This window comes from Chitinophaga deserti, assembly GCF_003149455.1.
Classification (GTDB): domain Bacteria; phylum Bacteroidota; class Bacteroidia; order Chitinophagales; family Chitinophagaceae; genus Chitinophaga; species Chitinophaga deserti.
This window is the reverse complement of the sequence record NZ_QFFK01000008.1, coordinates 48,999-74,526: the sequence shown is the minus strand read 5'-3', so window position 1 is coordinate 74,526 and position 25,528 is coordinate 48,999. Positions and strand designations below refer to the sequence as shown.

13 protein-coding genes are annotated in these 25,528 nt (G+C 50.9%); 3 read left to right on the top strand and 10 right to left on the bottom strand.

The window, feature by feature from the left end; all coding sequences use genetic code 11:
• Positions 1 to 18: 18 nt before the first annotated feature.
• From DEV76_RS18505 to DEV76_RS18470, 8 genes are all read right to left on the bottom strand, one after another.
• Entirely contained in the window at positions 19 to 1,941 is a 1,923-nt protein-coding gene (locus tag DEV76_RS18505; protein ID WP_232826989.1) for a RagB/SusD family nutrient uptake outer membrane protein, read from the bottom strand.
• Positions 1,942 to 1,959: 18 nt separating this feature from the next.
• Positions 1,960 to 5,181, bottom strand: coding sequence for a SusC/RagA family TonB-linked outer membrane protein (locus DEV76_RS18500; RefSeq protein WP_109699652.1), 3,222 nt, complete (start codon positions 5,179 to 5,181; stop codon positions 1,960 to 1,962).
• Between the two features lie 477 nt (positions 5,182 to 5,658).
• A complete protein-coding gene (locus tag DEV76_RS18495) occupies positions 5,659 to 7,200 on the bottom strand; it encodes a sulfatase (RefSeq protein WP_109699417.1) in 1,542 nt (513 codons plus the stop codon).
• Entirely contained in the window at positions 7,197 to 8,597 is a 1,401-nt protein-coding gene (locus DEV76_RS18490; RefSeq protein WP_109699416.1) for an alpha-L-fucosidase, read from the bottom strand. Before DEV76_RS18490 ends, DEV76_RS18495 begins: the two co-directional genes overlap by 4 nt.
• Positions 8,578 to 10,038, bottom strand: coding sequence for a RagB/SusD family nutrient uptake outer membrane protein (locus DEV76_RS18485; protein ID WP_109699415.1), 1,461 nt, complete (start codon positions 10,036 to 10,038; stop codon positions 8,578 to 8,580). Before DEV76_RS18485 ends, DEV76_RS18490 begins: the two co-directional genes overlap by 20 nt.
• A gap of 24 nt (positions 10,039 to 10,062) precedes the next feature.
• Entirely contained in the window at positions 10,063 to 13,119 is a 3,057-nt protein-coding gene (locus DEV76_RS18480; protein ID WP_157962983.1) for a SusC/RagA family TonB-linked outer membrane protein, read from the bottom strand.
• Positions 13,120 to 13,235: 116 nt separating this feature from the next.
• Positions 13,236 to 14,264 (bottom strand): FecR family protein, encoded by a 1,029-nt coding sequence (locus DEV76_RS18475; RefSeq protein WP_109699413.1) that lies wholly within the window; start codon positions 14,262 to 14,264, stop codon positions 13,236 to 13,238.
• Between the two features lie 40 nt (positions 14,265 to 14,304).
• Positions 14,305 to 14,838 (bottom strand): RNA polymerase sigma factor, encoded by a 534-nt coding sequence (locus DEV76_RS18470; RefSeq protein WP_198652123.1) that lies wholly within the window; start codon positions 14,836 to 14,838, stop codon positions 14,305 to 14,307.
• A gap of 581 nt (positions 14,839 to 15,419) precedes the next feature.
• Here DEV76_RS18470 and DEV76_RS18465 point away from each other — a divergent pair.
• Genes DEV76_RS18465 through DEV76_RS18455 form a run of 3 tightly spaced genes read left to right on the top strand, consistent with a single transcriptional unit; the run spans position 15,420 to position 22,377 of the window.
• The gene (locus DEV76_RS18465) at positions 15,420 to 17,300 is read left to right on the top strand and encodes a hypothetical protein (RefSeq protein WP_157962981.1); all 1,881 of its coding nucleotides are present in this window, start codon (positions 15,420 to 15,422) and stop codon (positions 17,298 to 17,300) included.
• Positions 17,301 to 17,304: 4 nt separating this feature from the next.
• Positions 17,305 to 21,600, top strand: a complete 4,296-nt coding sequence (locus DEV76_RS18460; protein WP_109699410.1) for an nSTAND1 domain-containing NTPase — start codon at positions 17,305 to 17,307, stop codon at positions 21,598 to 21,600.
• Positions 21,601 to 21,654: 54 nt separating this feature from the next.
• Positions 21,655 to 22,377, top strand: coding sequence for an SDR family NAD(P)-dependent oxidoreductase (locus DEV76_RS18455; protein ID WP_109699409.1), 723 nt, complete (start codon positions 21,655 to 21,657; stop codon positions 22,375 to 22,377).
• A gap of 4 nt (positions 22,378 to 22,381) precedes the next feature.
• Here the strand turns inward: DEV76_RS18455 and DEV76_RS18450 are convergent, their stop codons facing one another.
• Complete coding sequence (locus DEV76_RS18450) at positions 22,382 to 23,206, bottom strand: glycoside hydrolase family 16 protein (protein WP_109699408.1); 825 nt, start codon at positions 23,204 to 23,206, stop codon at positions 22,382 to 22,384.
• Positions 23,207 to 23,268: 62 nt separating this feature from the next.
• Positions 23,269 to 25,494: an alpha-L-fucosidase gene (locus DEV76_RS18445; RefSeq protein WP_109699651.1), complete on the bottom strand. Its 2,226-nt coding sequence runs from the start codon at positions 25,492 to 25,494 to the stop codon at positions 23,269 to 23,271.
• Positions 25,495 to 25,528 lie beyond the last annotated feature (34 nt).

Sequence of the window (25,528 nt, the reverse complement as noted above, 5' to 3'; positions counted from 1 at the left end):
GAGTTTTGTTGTGAGGAATTACCAGCCCGGGTTTTGTACCAGCTGCTGATTAACGCGCATATCGGCTTCCGAAATGGGCCAGAAGTAATCGCGCGGCACAACGAACCGCTGCGAGAAGAATGTCACGGTTTTATAGTAGAGGTTGATATCAGACTGATTGGTATCCCAACCCTGAATATTGCCGTTCAGCTGCATACCTGCTTCCTTCCACCGGCGGATGTCCCAGAAACGGTGTCCTTCAAATGCCAGCTCTATGGTACGCTCCTGCCGGATGATCTCGCGCATCCCTTCTTTGGTAGATGGCTTGGCAGGATTGGCGGAGAAATTGGTCCAGGATTCCGTTACGGATTTCAGTCCTGCCCGTTCCCGTACCTTATCGATATAAGTATGCACTTCCGCCACCGGGCCCTGTTCCTCGTTCAGTGCTTCCGCATACAACAGGTACAGATCGGCGAGGCGGATGGAAGGCCATGCATAATTCTCCACGAAAATGGCATTACTCGCCTGCCAGATGAACTTCCTGTTCACCAGCTTCTTGGGATAATAGCCCGTAACAGGGATCTGCAGGCCGCTACCGTATTGACCTTTCTTGGTTTGCACCGTCCAGGTATTGTTATCGGAATTACTGGGACTGTTAGACATGTACCATACACCGCCATCAAAGCCCAGCGAGCTGTAAAAGCGCGGTTCCCGGTCAAAGTTGATACGGGCAGTGCGGTATCCTTCAATGAGATTGTACTTCTCCGCAGTTACTGCCGTCCGCAGTTCACCGGGGTTGGTAAAGCTCAGTGTTTTGTCTTCGTTCAGTGGCACACCGTTCTTCGAATAGAACATCCCCACCATTTTCAGGGTAGGCGCCATTACGGCGATAGAGCCTGTGTTGGTAGACTGGGCAGGATCGGTATGTGCCATGGAGAATGCCTGCAGGTTGAACGTGGTGGAATTCGTCAGCGGCCATATTACCTCACCGTTCAAAGGTTCGGATACGGCACCTCTCAGTCCCATCTGTATTCGGGTGGTATCGGTAATATCGAACTCCGCGGAAACCGGCCATTTATAAAGCTTTGTACCAATCCCCTCTGCTGCCGTAATAGCTGCTTTACATGCTTCGGCCGCCTTTTTCCATTTCGTAGCGTCGAAAGCAGGATTGAACAAGGCCAGTCCGTCCCTGTTCTTAAAATGACTGTAATCAGGGTTACCGTTAAACAGCGGACTGGCCGCCATTACCAGTAACTTTGCTTTAACAGCCAGAGCGATGGGCTTATTGATACGGCCCATCTCGGTGGCATTGTTTGTAATACGTTCCGGCAGGCGCGTCACGGCAGTATCCAGCAGGTTGGAGATGTAGTTCACCGCTTCATCTACCGGCCGGCGTGCCACCCGCATTTCTGAGATAGGTGCATCAATGGGCAGGTTCTTATCCACGATCACGATGGGCCCGTATTGCCGCAGCAGCAGGTAGTGATAGTAGGCCTTCAGGAACTGCGCCTCCCCTATCCAGCGGTTGCGCAGATCGATACCGAGATCGGGTACACGGGAAAAGTTTTGTATGTTCTCGAGGAATACATTACAATCCCGAATGGCACGGTACAGTGAAGTAGTGGTACCCCATAAATCAACATAGGGGTTCGCCTTGTTCTGGTTACCACGGCCAATGTTCCAGACGTAACTGCTGATGCGCACGGTAGGAAATTCCATCCACAGCTCATCCGCTCCCATAAAGGCGGGGTTAGATTGTACTTCACCATCCTCCGGAAGATAAGAATAGCAGGTAAACAGATACTTCTCCGCTTCGTTCTGGGAATTGAACGCCAGCTCCACCGTAGCGATATTATCGGGCGTTACATCCAGGAAGCCCTGTTTGCATCCCTGTCCTGCCACTGCCATGCCTGCCAGCAGGGCCATGTTACGGACGAGTTTTTTATATGTCAGATTCATCATTAGTAAGTTTTATTATCATCAGAAACCAATCAGTACACCGGCATTGATCACACGCTGAACGGGATATCCCAGGCCATTGCCACCCATCTCAGGGTCCCACAGCTTGAATTTGCTCCACTGGAACAGGTTCATGCCATTGAGATAAATACGGCCGCTGGCAAGGCCAACACGGCGCAGGATGTTACGCTGGAAGTTGTAACCCAGCTCCGCGGTCTTTAGGCGCAGGAACGAGCCATCATGCATCCACCAGGTAGAGCTTTGCAGGTTGTTATCCACATAAGTATTGCTGAGGCGGGGCCAGAAGGCATAAGCATTCTGATTGTCTTCCGACCAGTGATCGTCCGCTATTACTTTCAGCAGGCCGCTCTGGTAGCCGGAACGTAGTCTTTCATTCGTATTCAGCGGATTCACCGGCCCATTGATGAATGGAGCAACCGCTGTGGGGTTTACATAAAAACTGCTGCGTGCAGAACCCTGGAAGAATGCGCTCAGATCAAAATTCTTATAGCCTACCGTAAAGCCAAACCCAAATAATATCTCAGGCGTGGTGGGCAAACCAATGGGAACAAAATCATCAGTAGTAATCTGCCCGTCGCCGCTTACATCACGGTACTTGATATCTCCCGCCATATAATCGCCAAACTGGCGGGGCGAATTGTCTACATCCTTCTGGTCATAGAACAGGCGCTCGGCAATAAGGCCGTAACCCTGCCGGAGCGACCAGCCCACCCTGGAGAGGTATTGCTTGTCGGCATCAAACTCCGGCTCTTCATTCACCAGCAGTTTACTGGTAGCATAAGTGAAAGTACCTCTTGCCGTGATCCAGAAATGCTCGCTGTAATTCTTCTTGTAATCAAGCGCAAGGTCTACCCCCTTACTTTCTGCTTCGCCGGTATTGGCAGAGGGCGTTACCTGGAGACCTACGGTAGACGGGATGTCTGCCCGGGTCATGAGGATGTTGCTGCGCTTGTTGAGATATCCATCCAATGTAACCGTCAATGCATTGAACAGCGTGAGGTCCATCCCATAGTTCAGCTGTCTGGACAGTTCCCAGGTTACGTTATTATTGGCATAGCGGGAGGTGGAAACACCGGGGCGACCGTATCCGAAGCGTTCCCCAAAGATGGCGCCACGGGAAGCATCGTTCAGGTTCACCTGCGACAGGAAGAAGAAGCGGTCTTCATCACGCCCTATCTGGTCATTACCCACCAGTCCGTAGGTAGCCCTGAATTTCAGGTTAGTCACTACATCCTGCAGTGGCTCAAAGAATTTCTCATTGCTTAACACCCAGCCAAGGCCGGCGGAGGGGAAGAAGCCAAAGCGTTTGCTGGCTGCGAAACGTTCTGACCCGTTATATCCGAAGTTGAACTCTGCGAGGTAACGGTTATCATAGCCATAGGTAAAGCGGCCACTCACGCCAAGGTTGCGCTTGGGCAGTGAAAGCTGCAGGCTGCCGGCATTACCATCGAGGAATGCAAAAAGGCGGCCTATCAGCATACCGGTTACGTTATGCTTACCAAAGGTATTGCCATAGGAAGCCTGCGCTTCTGCATAAGACACGCTGTTTTGTTTACGGGTACCCGGCCGGTAATCGAGATACTCGGTAGGTGCTTCGTTCCCGATCTGTCCAACTCCGGGGATGTTGTTGTTCAGGTGAAAGATGCCGGCCGGTGTTTTACCGTCTTCCGTATACACCTGGTAATAGAACGGGTTGTACATACGCGCCACATCGAAATAGGAGTAGCGTGTGGTATACCCCATGGCCCGTGCATTCAGTCCCGGCAGCAGCCAGCCAAAATCTTCCGTAAGCTGCAACTGGGCAGTAAGGGTGCTGGTATTGCTTTGCTGGTAACCACGTACTGCTTCTGCATAAGGGTTCACGTACAGGTCGCGCGTGGTACCGGGCATGAGCGAGTTACCGAACAATGGATGCTGGGCATAGGGAAGGTAGGACTGTGGGTACAGCGCAGGAAAGGCCACCGGGTTAGCGGTCAGCACGCTGGATACAATTTTGGCACCGCCGCCTACAGGCCCGTTATAATCATCGAACTGGCCTTTCAGGCTCACGAGGGCTTTGGTAGACTTCGTGAGGTTCATTGTAACGTTAGACAGTACGGAGTAGTTCTTCAGTTTGATGTTACTGTTAAAATCGTTCAACGGAGCTGCTTTCAGCACGCCATTGTCGATGTTATAGGTCATGGCGAGATAGTACTGCAGCTTATCGCCGCCGCCACTCACGTTCATATTGAAGCGCTGGTTGTTAGTATAATCCTTCAGGAGCTGGCTCACCCAATCGTTATTCGGGTACAGCAGCGGATCGTCTCCTGCCGCAGTATGGTCGATCTTGTTCTGGGTATAGGGCGCTGCGCCAAGGGGGTTACGGGTTAGGGAAGCTTCGTTGGCAAGGCGCATATAGGTAATATTATCCGCCATTTTGAAGTTCTGGGTGTTGGATGAAGTAGAGTTTTCTGCCCTTACATTAAACTTCGTTTTACCGGCCTGTCCCTGTTTGGTGGTTACCAGTACCACACCGTTGGCACCCCGTGCACCGTAGATAGACGAGGCAGTGGCATCTTTCAGGATAGAGAAACCGGCAATGTCATCAGACTGCAGGCGGGCAAGGGCTGTGTTATCGCTCTCGATACCATCGATCATGATGAGAGGGTCTACTTTGCCGGTACCAAACGTTCCTACACCACGGATGAAGAACTGAGCATTATCTGCACCCGGTTCACCGGAACGCTGAAAGGAAATAATACCCGCCAGCCTTCCTGCCAGCATGCTGGTAAGGTTACTGGTAGGGCCTTTGAGTTCTTTGGGGTTGATGCTGGTGATGGAGCTTACCACACTGGTTTTCTTCTGGGTACCAAAGCCTACCACAACCACATCGCTGAGGGTGGAGGATGCAGGTTCCAGCTGCACGTTGATAAGGGTGCGGTTACCGATCACTACATCTCTGGAATTGTAGCCGATAAAGGTGAAAGACAGGGTATCCTTCCCGGCTGGTACCTGGATGATGTAATGGCCTTTATCATCGGCCCCGGTACCTGTACGCGTACCTTTGATCATGACCGTTACACCGGGGATAGCATTCCCTTTTTCGTCGGTTACATTACCCTGAATGGTTTTTACTTGTTGAGCAAAGGCATTTACTGAGAAGAGCAGCCATAGCATACAGGCACACCATCGCCTGGCTGCAGGCGTAAGCAACGCCGGATAGCGAATAAACATTTTTTTCATTACGTAGTGGTTTATCTGCGGTATAGCAGGGCCATTCAGCATCAGGGGTGCTGATGCCGGCGGGCTGCGGGGCCACATTATCTTTGAAACGTATAAGCAATCGGCTGCCTGAAAGGGCAGCTATCCCCTACTTATCATAGGCTTTTTACTGTAAAATCATGTCTTAATTCACTGTTCGTGTTTTTGGTTGATTGCATTCTTTGCTGTCGTTGAATGCACCTGTCTTCACTATTCGCTAACGTGTACTATATAAATTGTTTCCGGTGTGAAGATATTCAAAGAGACAGCCTGCCGGGTTAACCATATTAGCAAAGACATTAAATATTTTAGCATAACTAAACTAAACAGGGCTACAGGAAGGTTATTTCTGGTGGGATTAATATATACCCAAACGCAACAGGCCGCCTCAAACTGATGAGGCGGCCTGTTGCGTTTGAACCGGATTAAATTATTGGCGATTGTTTACAAAACCAGGGGTTACCGGGAAGCACTTATCTCATCGGGATATGGTACCTGCTTACCCGTTTGAATGTATACAGGCAGCTGTGCTTTGTTCTTTTTCAGTTGTGCGGTGAGCAGCTTCGCCATTTCTCTTGTCTTTGCCGGATTGCTGGCAGACAGGTCATGTTCTTCCCTGATATCTTCCGCGAGATTGTAGAGTTCCAGGCGGCCCGGCTTTTCGAAATAGATCAGTTTCCAGTTGCCCTGGCGGATGGCGGTCATAAATGAGTTATCAACGCCCAGATCACCGCCTGCCCAGTTGTTAGGGTAATTCCATAACAGCGGGCGCTTGTTGTTGCGGAGGGTGTTATCACGCAGGTATTTCACGAAGCTTTCCCCGTCTACCGTTTGCATGGTTTTGTATTGCTTTATGCCGGCCATTTCGAGGATAGTGGGGTAGAAATCTTCCATGATCATGTACTGTGCAGTTACACTGCCCGGAGCCGTTACCCCGTTCCAGCGTACCATCATGGGCTCGCGGATGCCGCCTTCATACATGGAACCCTTCCCGCCTTTGAGGGGCCAGTTCTGGGTATTATGCCCGCCTTCCCGCGGGGGATGGGAGTATCCGCCATTGTCGGACATGAACATGACGATGGTATTCTCGGCCAGCCCGTTTTTATCGAGGTAATCGAGCAGCTGTCCTAAACTGTGGTCCATACCTTCCAACAGGGCGGCATAGGCAGCTTCCGGCCGGGAAAGGCCTTTATCGAGATAGTACTGCATAAACCGCGCATCTTCCTGGAACGGTAGGTGCACCGCGTAGTGCGACATATACAGGAAGAAAGGCTGCTGCCGCTGCCGCGCCGTATCCATGGCCAGCATGGCCTCTTGTGTAAGGGCTTCAGAAAGGAATATCTTCTGGCCGTAATACTTCTGCATGCCCGGCATATCGGCCTGTACGATGTATTTCTCCGGGTTGTACCCGAAGTTCTTTTCCCCGAAGTAAGATGCGGGATGGCCTGCCGCACTTCCGGCGATGTTCTTCACAAACCCCAGGTTCAGCGGGTCTTTCCCGATGCTGGGATATGTTCCGAAGTGGGCTTTGCCGCACTGGATGGTATAATAGCCATTGTCTTTCAATACCTGTGGCAGCGGGGTGGCATAAGCGCTCAGCTCCTGCTTCCCATCTGGAGAAAGTCCGTTCACGTTCCAGGAAGGCGGTTGCAGCAGGGAGTCTTTGGCATCAGTGCTTTTATTGAAAACGCTCGTCCAGTTCGTAACGCGGTGCCGCGAGGCATTCATGCCGGAGAGGAAGCTCACGCGCGACGGGGTGCATACAGGAGTGGCGTAGGCATTGGTAAACTTCATGCCCGAACGCGCCAGGCGCTCCATATTGGGTGTGCGGTACTTCCGGTTAGCAGGGGTAATACTGTCCCAGAAAGGCTCCGAAGTATCCTGCCAGCCCATATCATCGACGAGGAAAAATATAATGTTAGGCCGGGATGCCTTCTGCGCGAAGGCGCCCTGTGCGAGCAGTAAGGCTACTCCGGCAAAGGCCAGTATATGCTTCTTCATATCGGTTTTATTTCGTCGTTAAAATAAGCATTAAAAACTATGACGGCAGGCTTATTGCGCTGCTGTGTAACCCGCAGCCGCATAGCGGATGCCTTCACGGGAGCAAAAGTAGCAATGTGCTTGTTGCCTGCGGCAGTGCCTGCATACACCTGCTTCCACCGGCCACCGGTTTTGGCTTCCACCACGAACGATAATATCCGTTCCCCCTTCGCCACGTCCTCTCCTATCATCACCTGGTTCACCACCTGCACGGAAGGTAAACGGATCTCTATATCGCCCTTCCCGTTGTAAGATGCAATCGGGTTCCCGAACCGTTTCCGGATGGCATCCCCGAATTCCTTCAGGCGCTCCACATCGGGTGCAGGCATAAGCCCTGCCGTATCCGGCGTAAGCCCCAGTATCAGCGTGGAATTGCGGCCTGCAGAATGCTCATACATCTGTATGAGATTAGACAGGGGGTAAATACTATGCTCATCCCCCGGTTCCCAGAACCACTCATGGCGGCCGTTATGACCACGCAACGGAGCGTCAGACATGGCGGGCAACCAGTATTTACCGGTACTGTCGCCGTGCTTTGCCAGTGCAAAGTTATGCTCTGCTATAGCCGGGTAACGCCCCGTCAGCATACTGGGATATGGGAAAGACGACCAGCAGGGATAACCTACCGTCCCCGTCTCCGATCCTCCCCAGCGGGCATCCGACCGCTGGCCGTTCCAGTAAAACAGGGTATTGGGCTGATATTTCTCTACGATGGAAAGTACATCTGGCGCACCATCGGCAGGATCAGAAGCACCGCCATCAAACCATATCTCGAAGAGGGGGCCGTAGCGGGTACACAGCTCCGTCACCATACCTTCTACCATGCGGTTATAATATTGCTGCCGGGCTTCAAGGAAACGGTTCTTCTCGCCCTGCACTTTAAAATCATGCACCCCCATAAAAGCGTTCCAGCGGATGCCGATGTACAGGCCGGGTTCCAGGCCATACTTACGGCACGACTTTACAAAATCGGCCACTATATCCCCTTTACCGTTTTTCCATTGCAGGGCTTTCATGCAGTAGGGGTTTACATCCGACTGGTACAGTGCAAAACCCGTTTCGTGTGTAACGGTCAGTATCGCAAAGCGTGCCCCGGCGTCTTTGGCGGCTTTCACCCATTGGTCGGTATCGAGCTGCGAAGGCTTAAATATGTTGTAATCCGGCACCGGCGATATGCGGTTGCTGCCCTGGCCGTATTGCTTTCCGTCAAAAACATGGAGGTCGTAATGAAATACAACGCCCAGTTCCGCACGCTGCCATGCCAGCTGGGCAGCTGTGGGCAATGGCTGGGTAAACCCCGCCACCGTCCACAGCATGCCGGCTGCGAGCAGTACTATTTTACTGAATATACCCTTCATTCTGTTTCAGGTTTTTATCTGCTTCAGTTTCGCGTTGGGGAATGGGGAACAGTACATGCCCCGGTTTGGCGGCCATACCGCGAGCCTGCGCCCCGGAAATGAATTTACCCTGGCGGATGAGGTCTTCCCTCCGCTTGCCTTCTCCGAAAAACTCACGGGCACGCTCTGCAAGGATGAAATCCCGGAGCTGATCCTTACCGGGATAATCTGCCAGTTTTATCAGCGTTGCATCAGCCCTGTCCCGGATCTCATTCACCAGGTCTACCGCTTCCTGCGTGGGCCCGTTCAGCTCATTGAGTGCTTCGGCACGCGCCAGCAATATATCGGCATAGCGTACAAAGGGGATATCATTCCCCATGTCGGCCGACTGCCCTGCGGGGTCGGGAACGAACTTAAAGGAGCGGGCATTATTCAGCGCCTGTCCTGCCGCATTGCGGTTCATCTGGAAAGTAGCACCAGATGTGTTGGTGTATTCCGTCAGGATCATTTTCTTTCGCTTATCATCCGGTTCAAAGCTGTCCACAAACGAAGTGTACAGTTTAAACTGTGCACCGAAGATAATCCAGTTCGGCAGAATTGGATAGCCCGGAGGGAAAGTATGCGCCATTACAATATTGCCATAGTTGGTTTGTGCAAGACAGGGGAATACGAAGATGTACTCGTTGTTGTTCTCATTCTTCACATCAAACAGCTGGTCAATATCGGGGAACAGGCCATACACCTTCAGGTCTTTGATCACCTGCGCGGTAGCGGCGCATTGCTGCCACATCTTCTTATTGAGGTAGAATTTACAAAGGACAGCCAGCGCCGCTCCTTTGGTAGCCTTGCCCCGCAGTGCCTGCCGTGGTGGCAAATCCTGCGCAGCAGCAGTTAATTCCGTAATGATGAAAGTAGACATGGCTTCATCCGTAGCCCGCGCAATAGCGGGATCAATGTTCTTAGCCGAAGTGATGAGGGGTACCGGGCCAAAGAAGTTGTACAGGTAAGCATAAGCTGCGGCGCGCACAAAACGTGCCTCTGCCACCAGCTCCTTCAGTTTGGCGGGAGGCACTGCAGTAGCAGCATCTTTATTATCGAGCAGTACATTGCTGTTGCGGATGGCGCGGAAGCCTTTAGCCCAGGTAGAATTGAAGAAATCGTTGGTAGGGTTCCAGGTGAAGGTGATGAATTCCTTGGCAGATGCTTCAAAGCCTCCACCCGTTTCCAGCATCACATCGGTACAGAACTCCCCATAGCAGTATACATCGTTACGGTTGGCATAGCCTGTCACCTGCAGCTCCGCATAGGCACTGTTGAGTACTTTCTCAAACCCGTCTACCGAGTTACCGAACTGGCCGGGATCGTATTCTGTGTAGATATCTTCTTTCAGGAACTTTTTGCAGCCGGTAGTGGTGAGCAACATGGCGGCGGCAATACATATGATCGGTTTGGTAATTTTCATCGTTTTGCTTTTACGGGTGCATGATTAGAAATTGAGCTTCGCGCCCAGCCGGTATACTTTTGTGAGCGGATAGCTGTTCTGCGCCACACGGGCCACCGCATCGCGGGAATTGGCATCCGGGTCATATCCGTTATACCCGGTAATAGTGAACAGGTTATCCGCGGCGAGGTATGCGGATACGCTCTTCAGGGCATAACCCGTCAGCGGGAAAGTATACCCCAGTGTCAGCGTTTTCAGCCGTACAAAAGACACGTCTTTTACCGTATAGGAGTTCACGGAATATTGTCCGCCGTAGGTAGACGCATTGATGCCGGAAGGGTACTTCGCCCCGGGGTTCTGCGGCGTCCACCGGTCGAGGTAATACTCGGCCATATGGTTGCGCTGGAAGTTGATGGGATAAACGGATTCGATCACGTTTGCATCGAGGGCATATGCATCATGCACTCCCAGCACCAGTACGTTCAGCGAAAGCTTTTTGTAATTGAAGGTATTGTTGAAGCCCCAGGTGAATGCAGGCAGCGGGCTACCCAGCACTACCCTGTCTTTCGGAGTAATGGTTTTACTGCCATCCTGATCCCGGAACCTGGGGGAGCCTGCTTTGGCGCCCGGCTGTCCGGATGCGGCTGCTTCCTGATCCGTCTGGAAGATGCCATCTGCTTCATACCCGTAATAGGAATAGATGGGATACCCTGTTTGTACGAGCGCAAAGTTAGGAACGAAGGCGAAAGCCCCTGTCAGCAGCTGCGGTATGAAATCAGGCAGCTTAGTTACTTCGTTATGTAACAACGACAGGGAAATGCTGCTTTCCCAGTTGAAGTTCTTCCCCTCCACGTTGCGAGTATTCAGGAGGAAATCGATCCCTTTATTGCGCACATTACCGAAGTTCACCACCTGCGAGGGGAAGCCGGTGAAAGCGGGAACAGGTTTACTGAAAAGCTGGTCCATGGCGTTCTTCACATAAAATTCCAGTGAACCGCTGATCCTGCCGTTCAGGAATCCGAAATCAATACCGGCGTTATATTCTTCCGTGGTTTCCCAGCGCAGGGATGTGTTGGGCAGGCGGGCGGGCTCCACCCCCTGATAGAGGTTATCACCGAATACGGCACGGCCGGCAGCTCTGTAAGTTTGCAGTGTAGCAAAGTTACCGATGGCCTGGTTCCCTATCTGCCCGTACCCGAAGCGGAGTTTCAGGTTGGAAACGCCCTGCAGCGATTGCATGAAAGGTTCTTTATGAATGTTCCAGCCCACAGCGAGGGAAGGGAACAACGCATATTTATGCTGGTCGGAAAAGCGGGAAGTACCATCAGAGCGGAAGGAAGCGGTAAGCAGGTATTTATCCCGGTACTCGTAGTTCAGGCGGGCGAGGTAAGAATGCAGTTTGTTGGAAGAGCGCTCGCTGCTCACATTGTCTCCACTCACCCCATCGCCGCTGCCCAGTAAATTGGTATATGTAATATCTGACAGGAACATGCGGGAGGCCGCATTAGTGCCGGATGCATCATACCGCTCTGCCGTAGTGCCTGCCAGCAGGGAGAAGTTATGGCCACCGAAACGGCGGTCGTACTTAGCGAGGTACTCCATCAGCCAGTGCGTATCATCGCTGTGCGTAATGGAACCAATACCACCGGCCGACTGCCCAAGCTGCGTTTTGCGGCTGTTGTAAGAATCGAAGCGGCCGGATGTAAGATCTGCTCCCACCCTGGCAGTTAAAGTAAGTCCTGCTACCGGGCGGTAATTAGCACTTAACATGCCATAGGTGTTACTCACCACATTCTTTTGTGTGATCCCGTAAATAATGGCCAATGGGTTCTCTAAAGATATCAGGGGATTCTGCCGGTAGCGGCCATTGGCATCCAGCGAAGCAGAAATGGTAGGATCGAAATTGAGGGCGGTATTAATGGCGCCGGCGTTTTCATTGAACCCATTCTGGCTGTAAGGCTGGTTGCGCACCGTACGCGAAATATTCAGCGCCAGCGATACATCGAACTTTTCGGAAGGCGCCAGGTCGTAATTAACACGGGCGTTATACCGTTCGTAGTTCGTGTTTTTCAGGATACCATCCTGATTCATATAACTGAGGCCTACATAGTATTTGTTATTCTTTGCACCGCCATTGAAAGACAGCTGGTGGTTCTGCGCGATGGCCGTCTGGTAGATCTCATCCTGCCAGTCGGTACCCTGCCCGATGGAATCACGGTAGCGTTTGGAGAAAGGCTCGGGCTGCCCCTGCGCGGCAGACATTTCGTTGAGGACCTGCATATACTCAGGAGCGGTGAGCAGCCTGATCTTCTTTGCCAGTTGCTGTACGCCCACATATCCGTTGTAGGAGATATTCATTTGTCCGGATGCCCCTTTTTTGGTTGTAATAAGCACTACCCCGTTAGCGGCGCGGGAGCCATAAATGGCTGCGGCGCTCGCATCTTTCAGCACCTGAATGGAAGCGATATCATCCTGGCTTACTGAAGAGGGATCTACCCCAGGCATACCGTCTACCACCACCAGTACGGCATTGCTGCTGTTGATGGAACCGGCGCCTCTTACGCGGATGCTTACACCACCGCCCGGAGCGGAGCTGGACTGGCTTACATAAACCCCTGCGGCTTTACCGTTGAGTGCCTGCATGGCGTTATTGTTAACACCCTGCGTGAGGTCTTTTTCCGATACCACTGCCACCGAGCCGGTGATATCGCTTTTACGGCGGGTACCATAGCCCACCACAATTACTTCGTTGAGGGCGGAAGAAGAGGGTTTCAGTTTAACGATAATGGAGGTGGATTCGTTTGCTTTCAGGGTATAGCCGGGGAGTGTTTGCGGTTCGTATCCCATCATGCTTACCACAAAGGAGTAGCTGCCTTCCACGGGGAGGCGGGGAAAATTGAAGACGCCTGCGGAGTCTGTCTGTGTACCGGAAGAGAGGTTGGTAACACTGTTTTTGGCGACCACGTTCACGAAGGGCATTCCTTTCCCTGTTTCGTCCCGCACCACGCCCTTAACCCTGCCGGTTGGCACCTGAGCCACAGCCGTGATGCTGCAGAGCAGGCAGAAGAGTACTGCGAACATGCTGGTTGATAAAACTTTCATTTTTTTCATTGAGTGGATGTTGATGTTGGTGATTGGACATAGCTATCCCCGAACGCTCCGCGGGCATTCTTAAAAAGAGTAGCAACCCTGTTAATTAATCAGAAACTATCTCGTGTCTATTGTGCTTTGATAATGTATCCTTTCCTGTTTTTGGTCACTGTCAGGTTGTTCAGCATGGCAATATCCCGCAGGATGTTGTGCAGTGAATCCGCCTGATCTATTTTACCGATAAAGTTAAGCCCCTGCAACTCGGCCGGATTATAGTAGATCCGTTCTCCGTATATAGCGCCCAGTTGCTCGAACACCTGTGCCAGCCCCTGGTTCTCGAACATGTACCAGCTGTTCACTTCATGCTGCTTGTTTGCCCCTGCATCTTTTTGTTTAACAGCCGGCGCCGGAGCCTGCTTCCTCAGGATGGCTATGCCGTTTTCCCGGCTGAAGCTTAGTTCATCTCCCGGCTGGAGGTAATAATCCTTATCCAGCTGGGCCAGCAGGGTATCTGCTGCCTTCACCACTACTTTACCTTCGAGGAGCTTCACTCCCGTGGTGCCATCCGCCATGGCCGAAGAAACGCTGAATACGGTACCGAGGGCGGTTACTGCCAGTCCGTCGCTGTAAACGGTAAATGGCCTGTGTACATCGCCCCGGGTGTGGAAAATGGCTTCCCCGGTGAGGTACATGTCCCGTTTACCATTCCCGAACGCAGGGTCGTAGCGGACAACGGCACCGGCCATCAGTTCTACAACCGAACTGTCTTCCAGCGTATACCGCATCACACTCCCCCCGTTATTGATCAGCTCACGGCCTGCATAGTCGGCACCAGCCACAGGAGGCGCCGTACCTTTTTCAGGTGCCAGGGTATACCATGCCAGGGCGATGCCACCGGTTAATACCGCTGCGGCGGCTATTTTACGCCAGATGCCCATTACTTTAGGCTTGCCGGCAGGACGTACATCTTCCCATACTTCGTTCCAGTAAGCATCAGGCTTCCCCGCATCGTTGCCGGTATCCTGCCATTCTTCTTCCGGCAACAATGCTGCGGCCGCCTCCGGGTTGTTTTTCAGAAACTCACTGACTGCCACGGCTTCTTCCGCCGTGCATTCCTTCTTAAAAAACCGGATGATCTGTTCCCTCGAAATATTCATAACTACCAATAAATACGAACGGGGATATAAAAACCCTCCGCTACTGGAAAAAAAATATGGATAATAAGATGAGTAAGGTCTTTTTGAGTTGTTTCACCGCTTTGGCGATGTGGTTTTCCACTGCTTTTACGGTGATAGACAGTTTCTCTGCTACCTCTTTGTACGAGTACCCCTGCAGGCGGTTGAGGATAAATGCCTTTTGGCGGGCAGGCGGCATGGTGTCGAGGATGCGGTGGAGGCGGCGGTCGATGTCCCAGGTGGTGGTTCCCGGGTGTATTGCTACGGCTTCATGTTCCTGTAAGCCATTGTGGAGGGGAAGCTGTTGTTTCCGGAGGAAATCGATGTACACCGTTTTGGCGATGTGGAAGATCTGCTGGTCCAGCGAATAGGCCGGGTTGAGCGACTGGCGGTATTGCCAAAGGCGGAGGAAAGTGTTTTGCAGGAGATCGCGTGCATCTTCTTCCCCGCCGGTCTTTTTGAGAAAGTACAGGTAAACCTTATTGCGGGAAGCCAGAAATGCCTGCTCAAATGCAGATTCGCTGCCGTTCTTTATAGCGTTCACTATTTCCAACACGGCGGTAAAGTAATACAATTTGGATGACAAACTAAAAAAGCCCCCTCCATTCGGGGAGGCCTTGTTTAGCCTGAAACACCGGTAATATTGGATCAGGTTCCAAACTCACAACCCGACCCCAATAGTACCCTAAAGGCAGTGGAAGGCAGTGTAGAGGCAGTCTACCCTTAGTGTAATGGATGTCTAAAGGCAGTGCAAAGGCAGTCCGAAGGCAGTGGGAAGAGGGTCTAAAGGGCTCAATCGGCCTGTTTCGGCATCCACATAACGTATGACTCCGATACTATTTTGCGCTTTCCGGGGCCAAACTAACCGTACAAATACTATTTGCCGATTCAGAAATAATTGTTTACTTTATAGTAGCTGTCAGAGAACACAAATACCTATGTATCAAGACTTTTCAGCCAGGACACAACTACACGGCAGGCAGACAGCGCGAATAATACAGTGACCAGTTACAGGCCCCCAAAACCATACGGCCAGAAAAACCTGCAGCAGCGGTAGCGCGATAGTATTTTCTGGTGCCCCAATAGCCCCACCCGCCCCGTTACTCAGGTATCACCTTGTTCTAAAATGTACTGCGTATGAAGCCCATATTAATGGCAGTTTTCCCTATTGCGAACGATCTTAATCTCGTGGATGAGCGCGACAGGCTCTCTAAAGTATTCCCCGTTACTGCCGCGTTGGAATTTGACCCCTTCAGCCAGGCTACTTTTGAAATAGTAAACGCGCAATTCAAAAATGCGAATTATACCAAACGTGTAACTGTATTCCATTATGGCGGCCACGCTAACGGCACCAATCTGTCTTTCCGGGATGCTGAGGGCAACATCACCGGTTTCAGCAAGCTACTCGAAGAGCTGACCAACCTGCAGTTAGTATTTATTAACGGATGCGACTCTTTTGATCAGGCAGATATCATTCTTGCAAATGAAAAAACAAAGAATGTCGCTATTATTGTTACCCAGGGGAAAATTAAGGATGAGGTAGCGCTGTATTTTGCGGAAGAGTTTTACACGATATGGGCTTCCAACTTTACCATACAGCAGGCATTCAATATGGCCATTGCCGGCGTTGCTACCAAATTCCCTGCTTCCAGCTTTACTACAACACAAACCGAACGCGGCATAAAGGTAACAGGACTGTATGAGTCCGATGAATCCACGTACTTCCTTGTGGGAAATGTTATACAAAGAGCGAATAATATGCGGGAAAGCCTCGAAGGCCCGGTTATTGCAAACGAATACATCGAGTACACGCCATCATACGAACTGGTCACCACCATTAGCGGGTCCATCCTTCAGGACAATATCCTGAACATCGAAGACAAAGAGGAATTAACGAAGAAGTTTGACGCGTACCGGCAGGATCAGGACGACCTTACCAACTTCGATTATCTCTGTCTTGCCCTTTTAAAATTCATGCCCTACCCTATCGGGTCACATCTCAGCCTGCTGTGGAGCGCGGGGAAAGATGCGGATATTACACAGGAATATGAAAAGCTGCTCAAAATGCAGATCTCCACATATGCAGCCTCCCTCCAGCTGCTATGCTTTTCCATGTTAAACTGCCTGCTGGAAGAAACACTGAAGTTCCTCACCACCGTCCCTTCCAATGACGGCGGGGTATTGATCACAGGCCTGAAGCTGGATGTCACAAGGAAGCAAATAGATGTTTTACACGGGTTCATCCATTCCGGAGATCCCGATAATGTAATTAACAACAGTCCTCTGTTACTCATTACCATCCGGGAGGTCATTACCCAAAACCGCGACAAAGGGATTGAGCCGTTCATTGAAGAATACAGTTCACTGCAGGAAGTATTTGTCAATGAAACAGAATTCATGCAAACACACCGGTATATTCTTGGCTTAAAGGAATCTATTAAAAATGGTCAGATTCAGCAAAAGAATATTAAAGCCGAATGCAAAAAAATGGAACGTACAATGAGCAGGATATTTGAGAAAGCGGGGTTCCTGGCTAAATACAACCTCCTTTCTGTCCGTGAAATATCCATACGTAAAACAAGGCTGGAAGCTGCTGAATTCGAGATATACCGTACCAACCTGGTGCATTCCTCCATTAACAAATACGCTCCCAAAAACAACGGAATCTACACAGATACGCATTCCGTGATGTTTTCCAGGAACACGGCCGGGATGGGGATCACCAAATACCTGAGCCTTTCCCCTTTTATTATCGACGAAAACGGGATAAAAGGAGAACTAATCCCCAACATCCTTTTCTTCAGCCACAGGGAGGGAGAAGATTATGTGTTCCGCCGGTCAAACAATCCGGATAACATAAGGATAATCCGTGCTGGTAAAACTTATGAAAAAGATGATTTTACAGACAAAAGCCAGCCGCATATAGATATCATAAACTTACGTATGACGGCCATAACGAAGGAGCTGAAGTACTTCGAAAAGATGCTTACCGAGTTGCAAACCCTGATTACAAAATAACCCCATGCCTGACCAAGCCATCGCCACCCCGTTAGCCACCAATCCTTTCCACCTTTTCAATTCCTTTTCTGAAAAGGATGCGCTGCTTTACTTTGGTCGTGAAAAAGAAACCGCCATATTATACCAGCTAACGCTGGAGTCTGATATTGTGCTGATATTCGGAGAGTCCGGCACCGGCAAAACCAGTCTGGTACAGTGCGGCCTCATCAATCAAACCACTAACTTCAGTTGGACGAGCATCGTTATCCGCCGGCTGGAGAATATGAATACCGCCTTACCCGCACAGCTGAAAAAACATCTGGCCGCCTGTTATATAAAAGAATCAAATGGCCAGTCTGCCACAGCCCTTTTAAAAAATGTATACCTCAGCAGCTTCCGCCCGGTTATTCTCATATTCGACCAGTTCGAGGAACTGTTCCTGATGGGCACCAAAGCAGAACGTACTTTATTTTATGAGACGCTGGAAGACCTCCAGCAGCTGGACTTCCCCTGCAAAATGATATTCGTTATCCGCAGCGAGTTCCTGGCTAAGGTAAATGAGCTGGAGCTGGCGCTGCCGGGTATTTTCCGGAAGCGGCTGGAGGTATTGCCCATATCCCGCGAAAATGCGCAAAAGATCATCATAGATTCCTTCCGTGCCTTCGGCATACCTGTAGGAGATGGTAAGAATCCGCCTGAACCCATCCGGGATATTGCTGACAAAGAATCCTCGGCAACAGAAAGTGACATTGCCGGTAAAATCCTGAACACCATTGCCCCGGGCAATACCGCCATCCAACTCCCCTACCTGCAGGCCTTCCAGTCCGAACTGTGGCAATATGTGAACACTACAGAAGGCAAGAATGGGGTTATCACCCCGGAAGCCATCCAATGGCTGGCCGGAAAAGGCAACGTACTCCGCTTCTTCCTCGACAACCGTATTGAACAGCAGAAATACGTCAGCAAGGAAGACTCCTGGAAAGTGCTAAAGCTCTTCCTGTCCGATACCCAGGGTATTAAAAAGCATGTTACACAAAACGATTTCGATTCTATTCCTGCGGAAAACATAAACGAGCTCAGGGAACACTTCCGCATAACCGGTGTGATCAGGGAAGTGAGTAAAGATATGTTTGAACTGGCTCATGAATGCCTGGTGCCTGTAATAGAAAGCGTGCGCTTCTCCAGCCTGCGCAACCGGAATGAAAACCCTACCATCGACGGCAATCCTTATAAAGGGCTGGTATCCTACACTTCTTTAGATGAGCGCCTTTTCTACGGCCGTACCGAAGTAATCAAACAATTACTGGAAAAGGTAACCAAACATCCCTTTGTAGTAGTGGTAGGCAACTCCGGTGTGGGTAAATCATCGCTCATCAAAGCCGGTATTTTCCCTGCGCTGGATAAAGAAACCTATAACATCCTGCGTATACTTCGTGCCGGGGAAGATAATCCCCTGAAAGAAATCAATGCCGCAGTAAGGGATGCCAACCCAGATCCCAATGTTACAAACATCCTGCTCATAGACCAATACGAGGAGCTGCGGACAAGGATAACCGACGATAAGCTGTGCCAGAATGTTTTCAAACGCATACATGAACTGGTAAGGCCCAAAGCCCCTGGCGACAACAGGCCTGTAATTCGCGTCATCATCACCATACGTGCAGATTTTGAACCGCAGTTCAGTGTAATGGAACCATTGAGAACGTACTGGAAAACCGGCAAATTCATTGTACCGCCCTTTACACGTGAAGAAATCTGCCAGGTGATTGAGGAACCCGCTTACGAAGCCGGACTGCTATTCTCCCCACCGTCTCTTGCCGAGCTGATTGCGGATGATGTATACAGTTCGCAAACTACGGGCCTGCTGCCCCTTATGTCTTTCTGCCTGCGGCAGCTGTATGATAAATATGAAAAGCGCGGCGTAAAGGATTACCTGCTGTTACAAAGCGACTACGATAATATGGGCGGTGTGATCGGCGCCCTGCAGTCGGTAGCGGAAGACATATATACCGGCTTTAAAAAGCAATTCCCGAAAGATTATGTTGCTTACCAGGACGCAGTGAGGAACATCACCCTTCGCATGGTATACTCGTCTGCCGGAGAGCTGGCGGGCCAGCGGGTGCTGGAAGAGGAATTTGTGTACGATAGTCCTGAGCGGAATGAAAAGGTGTCGAAAGTTTTAAAGATCCTGGAAGAAAACGACCTGATCGTATCCGGCCATAGCAAAGGAGGCCAGAAGTATTACGAACCGGCGCACGATGTGCTGGTAAAAACATGGTCGCGCATCTGGGACTGGATCAACGATTCTGGGAAAGACATCCTCAATCTCCAGAGCCGCCTGCGCCTCGTTACTTCCCGTAAAGCCGACGATAAAAGATGGGATATTATGCTGCCCCAGCCTGAAGTGCTGAAAGAAGTGGCAGCAGGCTGGATGAACCATAAAGAACAGGAGTTTGTGGAAAGGCATATGCTCTATAAAAAACAGCGTGCCAACAAGGAAAAAGCCAGGCATCAGCGTGAGATAGAAATGATGGAACGCCTTGCCCTTGCAAAATCAAGGAAGTACAAAACGATTTTCGCTGTGTGCGGCTTAATAATCTTACTGCTTGGCTATATGTTCTGGTTGCAGACCAGCTCTTCCAAAAGCCTGAAAGCTGCTATAATAGAAAAAGATGCCGCACAGCTTGCATTGGAAAAAAAGCAGAAAGAAGTAACAATACAACGCGATCAGGCAAGAGACTCCGGTATATTGGCCCGTATCCAGATGGTAATTGCCGCCAATGCGCGCGATTCCATGAGAATAGAAAAAATAGCTGCTGAACGGGCTACTTCCAGAGCCAACAGGGCTTTAAAGACACTTAAAGAGGTAAACCTCCAACTGATACTGGCAGAAGACTCACTAAACCGGTCACTGACTGCAAGCCGTGAAAACAATATTAAACTGCAGAACACCATCCGTATTAAAGACTCCCTGGCCAATGCCACCAAAGTATTGACAGCTGATGTAGATGAAAAAAATACGGAAGGCGCCAACCGCCTCATTCAACTGGCTAAAAACGAAGAAGCCGACAACCCGGATAAATCGTTCCGCCTCGCCCAGCTGGCCGTAAGGCAGGATAGTAACAATATTGCCGCCCGCCGTTATCTCGACACCCTCTACAAAAAACCGTTATATTACCCCATTATTGTACGGAAGGGAGATTTCGCTTCTTTCTCGCCCGACGGCGAGTATTACCTCATTGCATCTTCTCAGGAGAGAAAACTCTGGATGTTCAGGCTGAATAACAAAGAGCCTTTCGATTCCGTGCATATCGATAACGATCTGGTGGCTGCCGAGTTCCAGAAAGACGGTAAAGTGGTGATGCTGACCCATACCAACAAGGTGGTACTCCGCAAAACCAACAGGATCACGAACAAGAATTCCTTCGGCAGCATTGTGGGCGATGCTATCAGCTACGCCTGCATTTCGCCGGACGAATCCATGGCCCTCGTAATAGACGACGGTACCCTGCAGCTCTACGACCTTACCTGGAACAACGAACGTTTTGCCCGCCGCTTCCGGCCGTTCAGATACGGACAAAAAATCACCCATGCAGCCTTCTCAAGAGACAGTAAAACGGTGATCGCCGGTACAGAAGGCGGAGGCGTATTGTCCATTGCCACTAAAGACGGCAGGGAAACCAATATTGTAAAAGATATGTATGGCCAGCAGGCTTACCTCTCTCCCACCGCCAATTACTTCCTTACCAGCACATCCTCAAAACTCACATTGCTGAACCCTGAAAGGAAGCAAAAGTGGGAAGATGAGAAATCGTTCAGTTCCAAACTGGCCGAAAGCGCCCTCTTTTCAAGCGATGGGAAGTGGCTTATTCTGAACTATGCGAAGTTCGAAGGCAAAGGTAACCGGGGTAAAAGCATGGAAAACATCAATTTTGACAACCGTACCGTGCAATTGGTACCTATTACCTGCGATGAATGTGATTCGCGGTTTAATTCCCGGCCAATTGAGAAACTGCTGCCAACAGATATTTCAGGGAGTAATTTCATCAGTTTCTATAACAATAAGCTGTTCCTCGGCAGGCCCGACAATTCAATTCTATACACCAATGTGGAAACACAAAAGCAATACCGCCTGCCGGCCCGAACCAATACCGTTACCTCGCTTTCCCCGCTCAATAATGGAACGAGGATCATTACAGTATATGGCAATGAGGTGGTTTTCTGGCAACTGACTACGCTGGAAATTCTGAACAGCAATCAATTAGTTCCGCAACTATCCGTAGCCGACAGAACACGGTACAGCATCAATGCTAAAATGTAACCGGTAAGAATATCACAGCGGGGATGTTATCTTTGCTGCCCAAACACTCTTTGCATGCCTGCATCCGTTCTTATCCTCGGCGCCAACTCCGACGTTGCAAAAGCCGCCATCATTCAATACGCCGCCAAAGGCTACCGTATCATAGCGGCATCCCGCAGTACCGCGGAGCTGCAAAGCTTCGTGCAGGCATCGGTTCCCCAGGCAGGGCAGGTAACAGTAATGTATTTCGATGCGGCTGATTTTGCCAGTCACCCCACTTTCTATGCTTCCCTACCCGAAAAGCCGCAAATCGTGCTGTATGCTGCCGGATACCTGAAGCATAACGATGAAGCCATGATTGATTTCGAAGGCAGTCACCGTATGATGCAGGTACATTATGCCGGAGCCGTTTCTATCCTCAACATCATCGTTACAGATACCGCCAACACCCGGCTGGAAAGAATCATAGGATTATCCTCCCTCTCCGGTGTGCGGGGAAGAAAAAGCAATTTCATTTACGGCAGTACAAAAGCCGCCTTTACCCAATACCTCGCCGGCCTGCGCCAATACCTGTTTGCCAGAAAAGTAACCGTGAATGTAATTGTAGCGGGCTATATCCGCAGTAAAATGACCGCAGGGCTTAACCTCCCGGAATCCCTGATGCTGGAACCTTCCTTCATTGCCAATGCAGTCGTGAACGCCGGAAAGCGGTTCACCATAGTGCCGGGCTTTAAATGGAAACTGATTTATCTCGTACTGAAATACTCGCCGGAGAAACTGGTGGCGAAGCTTCCTTAATTGCTTACTGGTATACTCTCACATAATCCACGATCATGCGTACCGGTAACTGCGCCGGGTCTACCTTCCCTACCCAGCTGCCACCCAGCTGCTGATCTATGAGCAGATAGAACGGCTGGTCGAACGGCCATTGGGAAGGATCTACGCCGGCTACGCGCGGATAAGTAAACGTTTCTTTACCGTTCAGGATATACACGATTTTATCCGGGTACCATTTGATGCCGAATACATTGAATTCTCCGGGATTGAATGCGGGAGAACCGTAGTGCCTGGGGTTGTCTTTCTGTTTCAGTTCAAGGGTATAGTAAGAGTGGATGGTCTGGTAGATGATACTGTCGTGGTTCAGGTGCTCCATGATATCGATCTCGCCGTTGCGGGGGTATTTGCCATATTTATCCTGTGCCGCCAGCATCCACATGGCAGGCCATGCACCTTTGGCACTTTCCAGCCTTGCGCGGATCTCTACTTTACCGTACTGGAAGGCGAACTTGCCTTTACTCCAGATGCCTCCGGTGAGGAACGGGCGCTTATCCTTTGTAGTATCCGGATTATTGATACCGTGCAGATATAGCATACCATCGCGCAGTTCATAACAGATATCGTCTGTAGTCATATGCTTTCCCCAGTCTGCCCCACCTGCGGGTATCCTTGTCCATTTGGAAGTATCTATGGCGGAAGAAGAGAATTCGTCGTGCCACACCATCTGCCACCGGCTTTCCGGGCGGTTATCCGCCTGTACGTAGAAGTATTTGTTCTGCAGGGTATAGGCGGTGGATTTGCAGGCGGAGAGTGCTACCGCTGCGGCAAATAACAGGAACAGATGACGCATATGGATTGGATTACAGCTAGAAAAAGAAAGCCGGGCACCCTGGTGTGTGCCCGGCAATATGATTAGAGGAAAAAGTCCAGTTCAGCAATGGCCAGCGATTTGCTGCCGCCTGCGGCTTCCAGTAAAGTGATCCGTACATACCGTGCGTTGGTGGTGCTGCGCAGGTAATGGTAACGGGTAACAGGATCATTGATTAGGTTGCCGAACGTGAATTCTTCTACCGGCGTCCAGTTTACGCCATCGTTGCTGATGGCAAGGCGGCCCTTTTGCAGCATTCCGTTGCGGTGAGCGGTTTGCGGTGTGTAGGCGAAGCTGGCGAGGGGCTGGGCTGCACCAAGGTCGATGGTAATGGCGTGTTCCCCGCCATCGTCAGACTGCCACCAGGTACGTGCATTGCCATCAAAGGCATGCGCACCGGGGTGTTTGGCATCTTCACTGCTTACGCTCACCAGTTTCCAGGGGAGTTTAGGCAGGCCGATTACCTTACGGGCAACGGCGCCTGTGTCTCCTTCATGCACAGCCACTGCGTGAATTTCACCGGATGGCAATGTGAAGGGAGTAGTGTATTTAACGGGAGCAGAAACTGTTCCGTTCTTCTGGCGGATGGTGTAATAAATATCGAACGTATTGCCAAGGTTCTTACCGGCATCCTGCCCGTGCGGCTTCCATCCGAAAGTTTCTTTCTTCGGGGCAATGGTGATGTTACCATCTGCTCCCTGCATTACGGCCAGTTGCGGCGGACGGCTCTTAAAGAAATGTGCGGATACGTGGCTGATGGCAGGCGCCATCCTGGAGCCCGTTACCCGGATGCGGAAACGGTTGCCTGTTACCGCCGGGAAGCGGAGTATTTTCTTATACCCGATATTGTGGGCTGCTATAACTTCTTTCCATGCTCCATTCTCCCATACATCCACGGCATGGCCTTCTACCCTTTCGCTGTGGGTACGCACTGCTTCCTGGAGCACGATGCGGTTGATGGTTACAGGGCGGGGCGTCTGGAGGATGAAAGATCCCGTGTCCTGCTTCAGGGATAATATGGTAGCAGGATTATTATCCGTTAATGCAGCGGGGCCTTTGGCTCCTGCAAAAAGGTTCTTACCATATGTTTCGCGGATACGGCGGCCGGTTTCCATCAGTACGGCAGAGTCTGCAGGAGAAAAGCGCCCTTCGCGGTTGGGAGGAATATTGAGGAGGAAGGTGGAGTTACCACCTGCAGCGCGCTCGTAGATATCAAACACATCATCGGCACTGCGTACCTGCTGGCGCTCATCATCCCGGTAAAACCAGCCTTCGCGGATGGAAGTATTGGTTTCTGCCTGCTGATAGTGAAGGAATTTAGCCTGCAGCAACTGCGGGCGCAGCGCCAGGTCTTCTTTCTCCATGTCGGGGAACTGGCTGGCAGTAGTAGGGTTGAATTCGTAAGGGATCACGTTCCATTCCTGCGGACGGGTACCGCCTGATTCATTACCACACCAGCGCACATCTTCCCTGCCGAAGATAACGGCTTTGGGTGCGAGGGTATGGATGAGTTTTTTCCAGGCAGTATAGTTGTATTGCTGGCCGCCCTTGGTTTTGGGATGCGCCCCGTCGAACCATACTTCATGTACCTCACCATATTCTGTGAGCAATTCAAACAGCTGGTTGAGGAAGTATTCGTTGTAGTCGTCTACCTTAAACTTAAAAGTACGCTTGTCTTTGAACGGACGGCCCGGTACTGCGCGGGGGATGGTACGTTCGGTGTATTTGCTCAGGTTGCCATACAGCCCTTCCGCGTTCTCGATCTGGAAGAGATCGGCCGGGGAAAGGTATACACCCAGCTTCAGGCCATACTTCTTACAGGAAGCGGTAAGGTCGCGCAGAATGTCGCCCTTCCCGTTTCTGAAGCCGGTAGACATGATGCCGTGGCGGGTATACCGGCTTTGCCAGAGTACGAAGCCATCGTGGTGCTTCACGGTGATGATCACCATCTTCATACCGGCTGCTTTCATAGCCGCGCACCACTGGTCTGTATCCAGTTTTTCCAGTGCGAAGATGGCAGGATCTTCCTTACCGTTCCCCCACTCCATGCGGGTAAATGTATTAGGACCGAAATGTATAAAGGCGATGAATTCGTTTTTCAATGCGGCAAACTGATTGGCAGTAGGTACCACATGCGCCGCTTTACGGATTATATCCGCTTCGGAATCAGTAGCCACCACGGGTATCGTGCTTTTAGGCGCAATTGCGGAATGCTGCGCCATGGCGCTCCCTGTCAACATCAGGAAGCCCAGCGTAAAAAGTTGCTTCATATAAATCATTAAAGAGTGCAGCTGTTAAGGTACA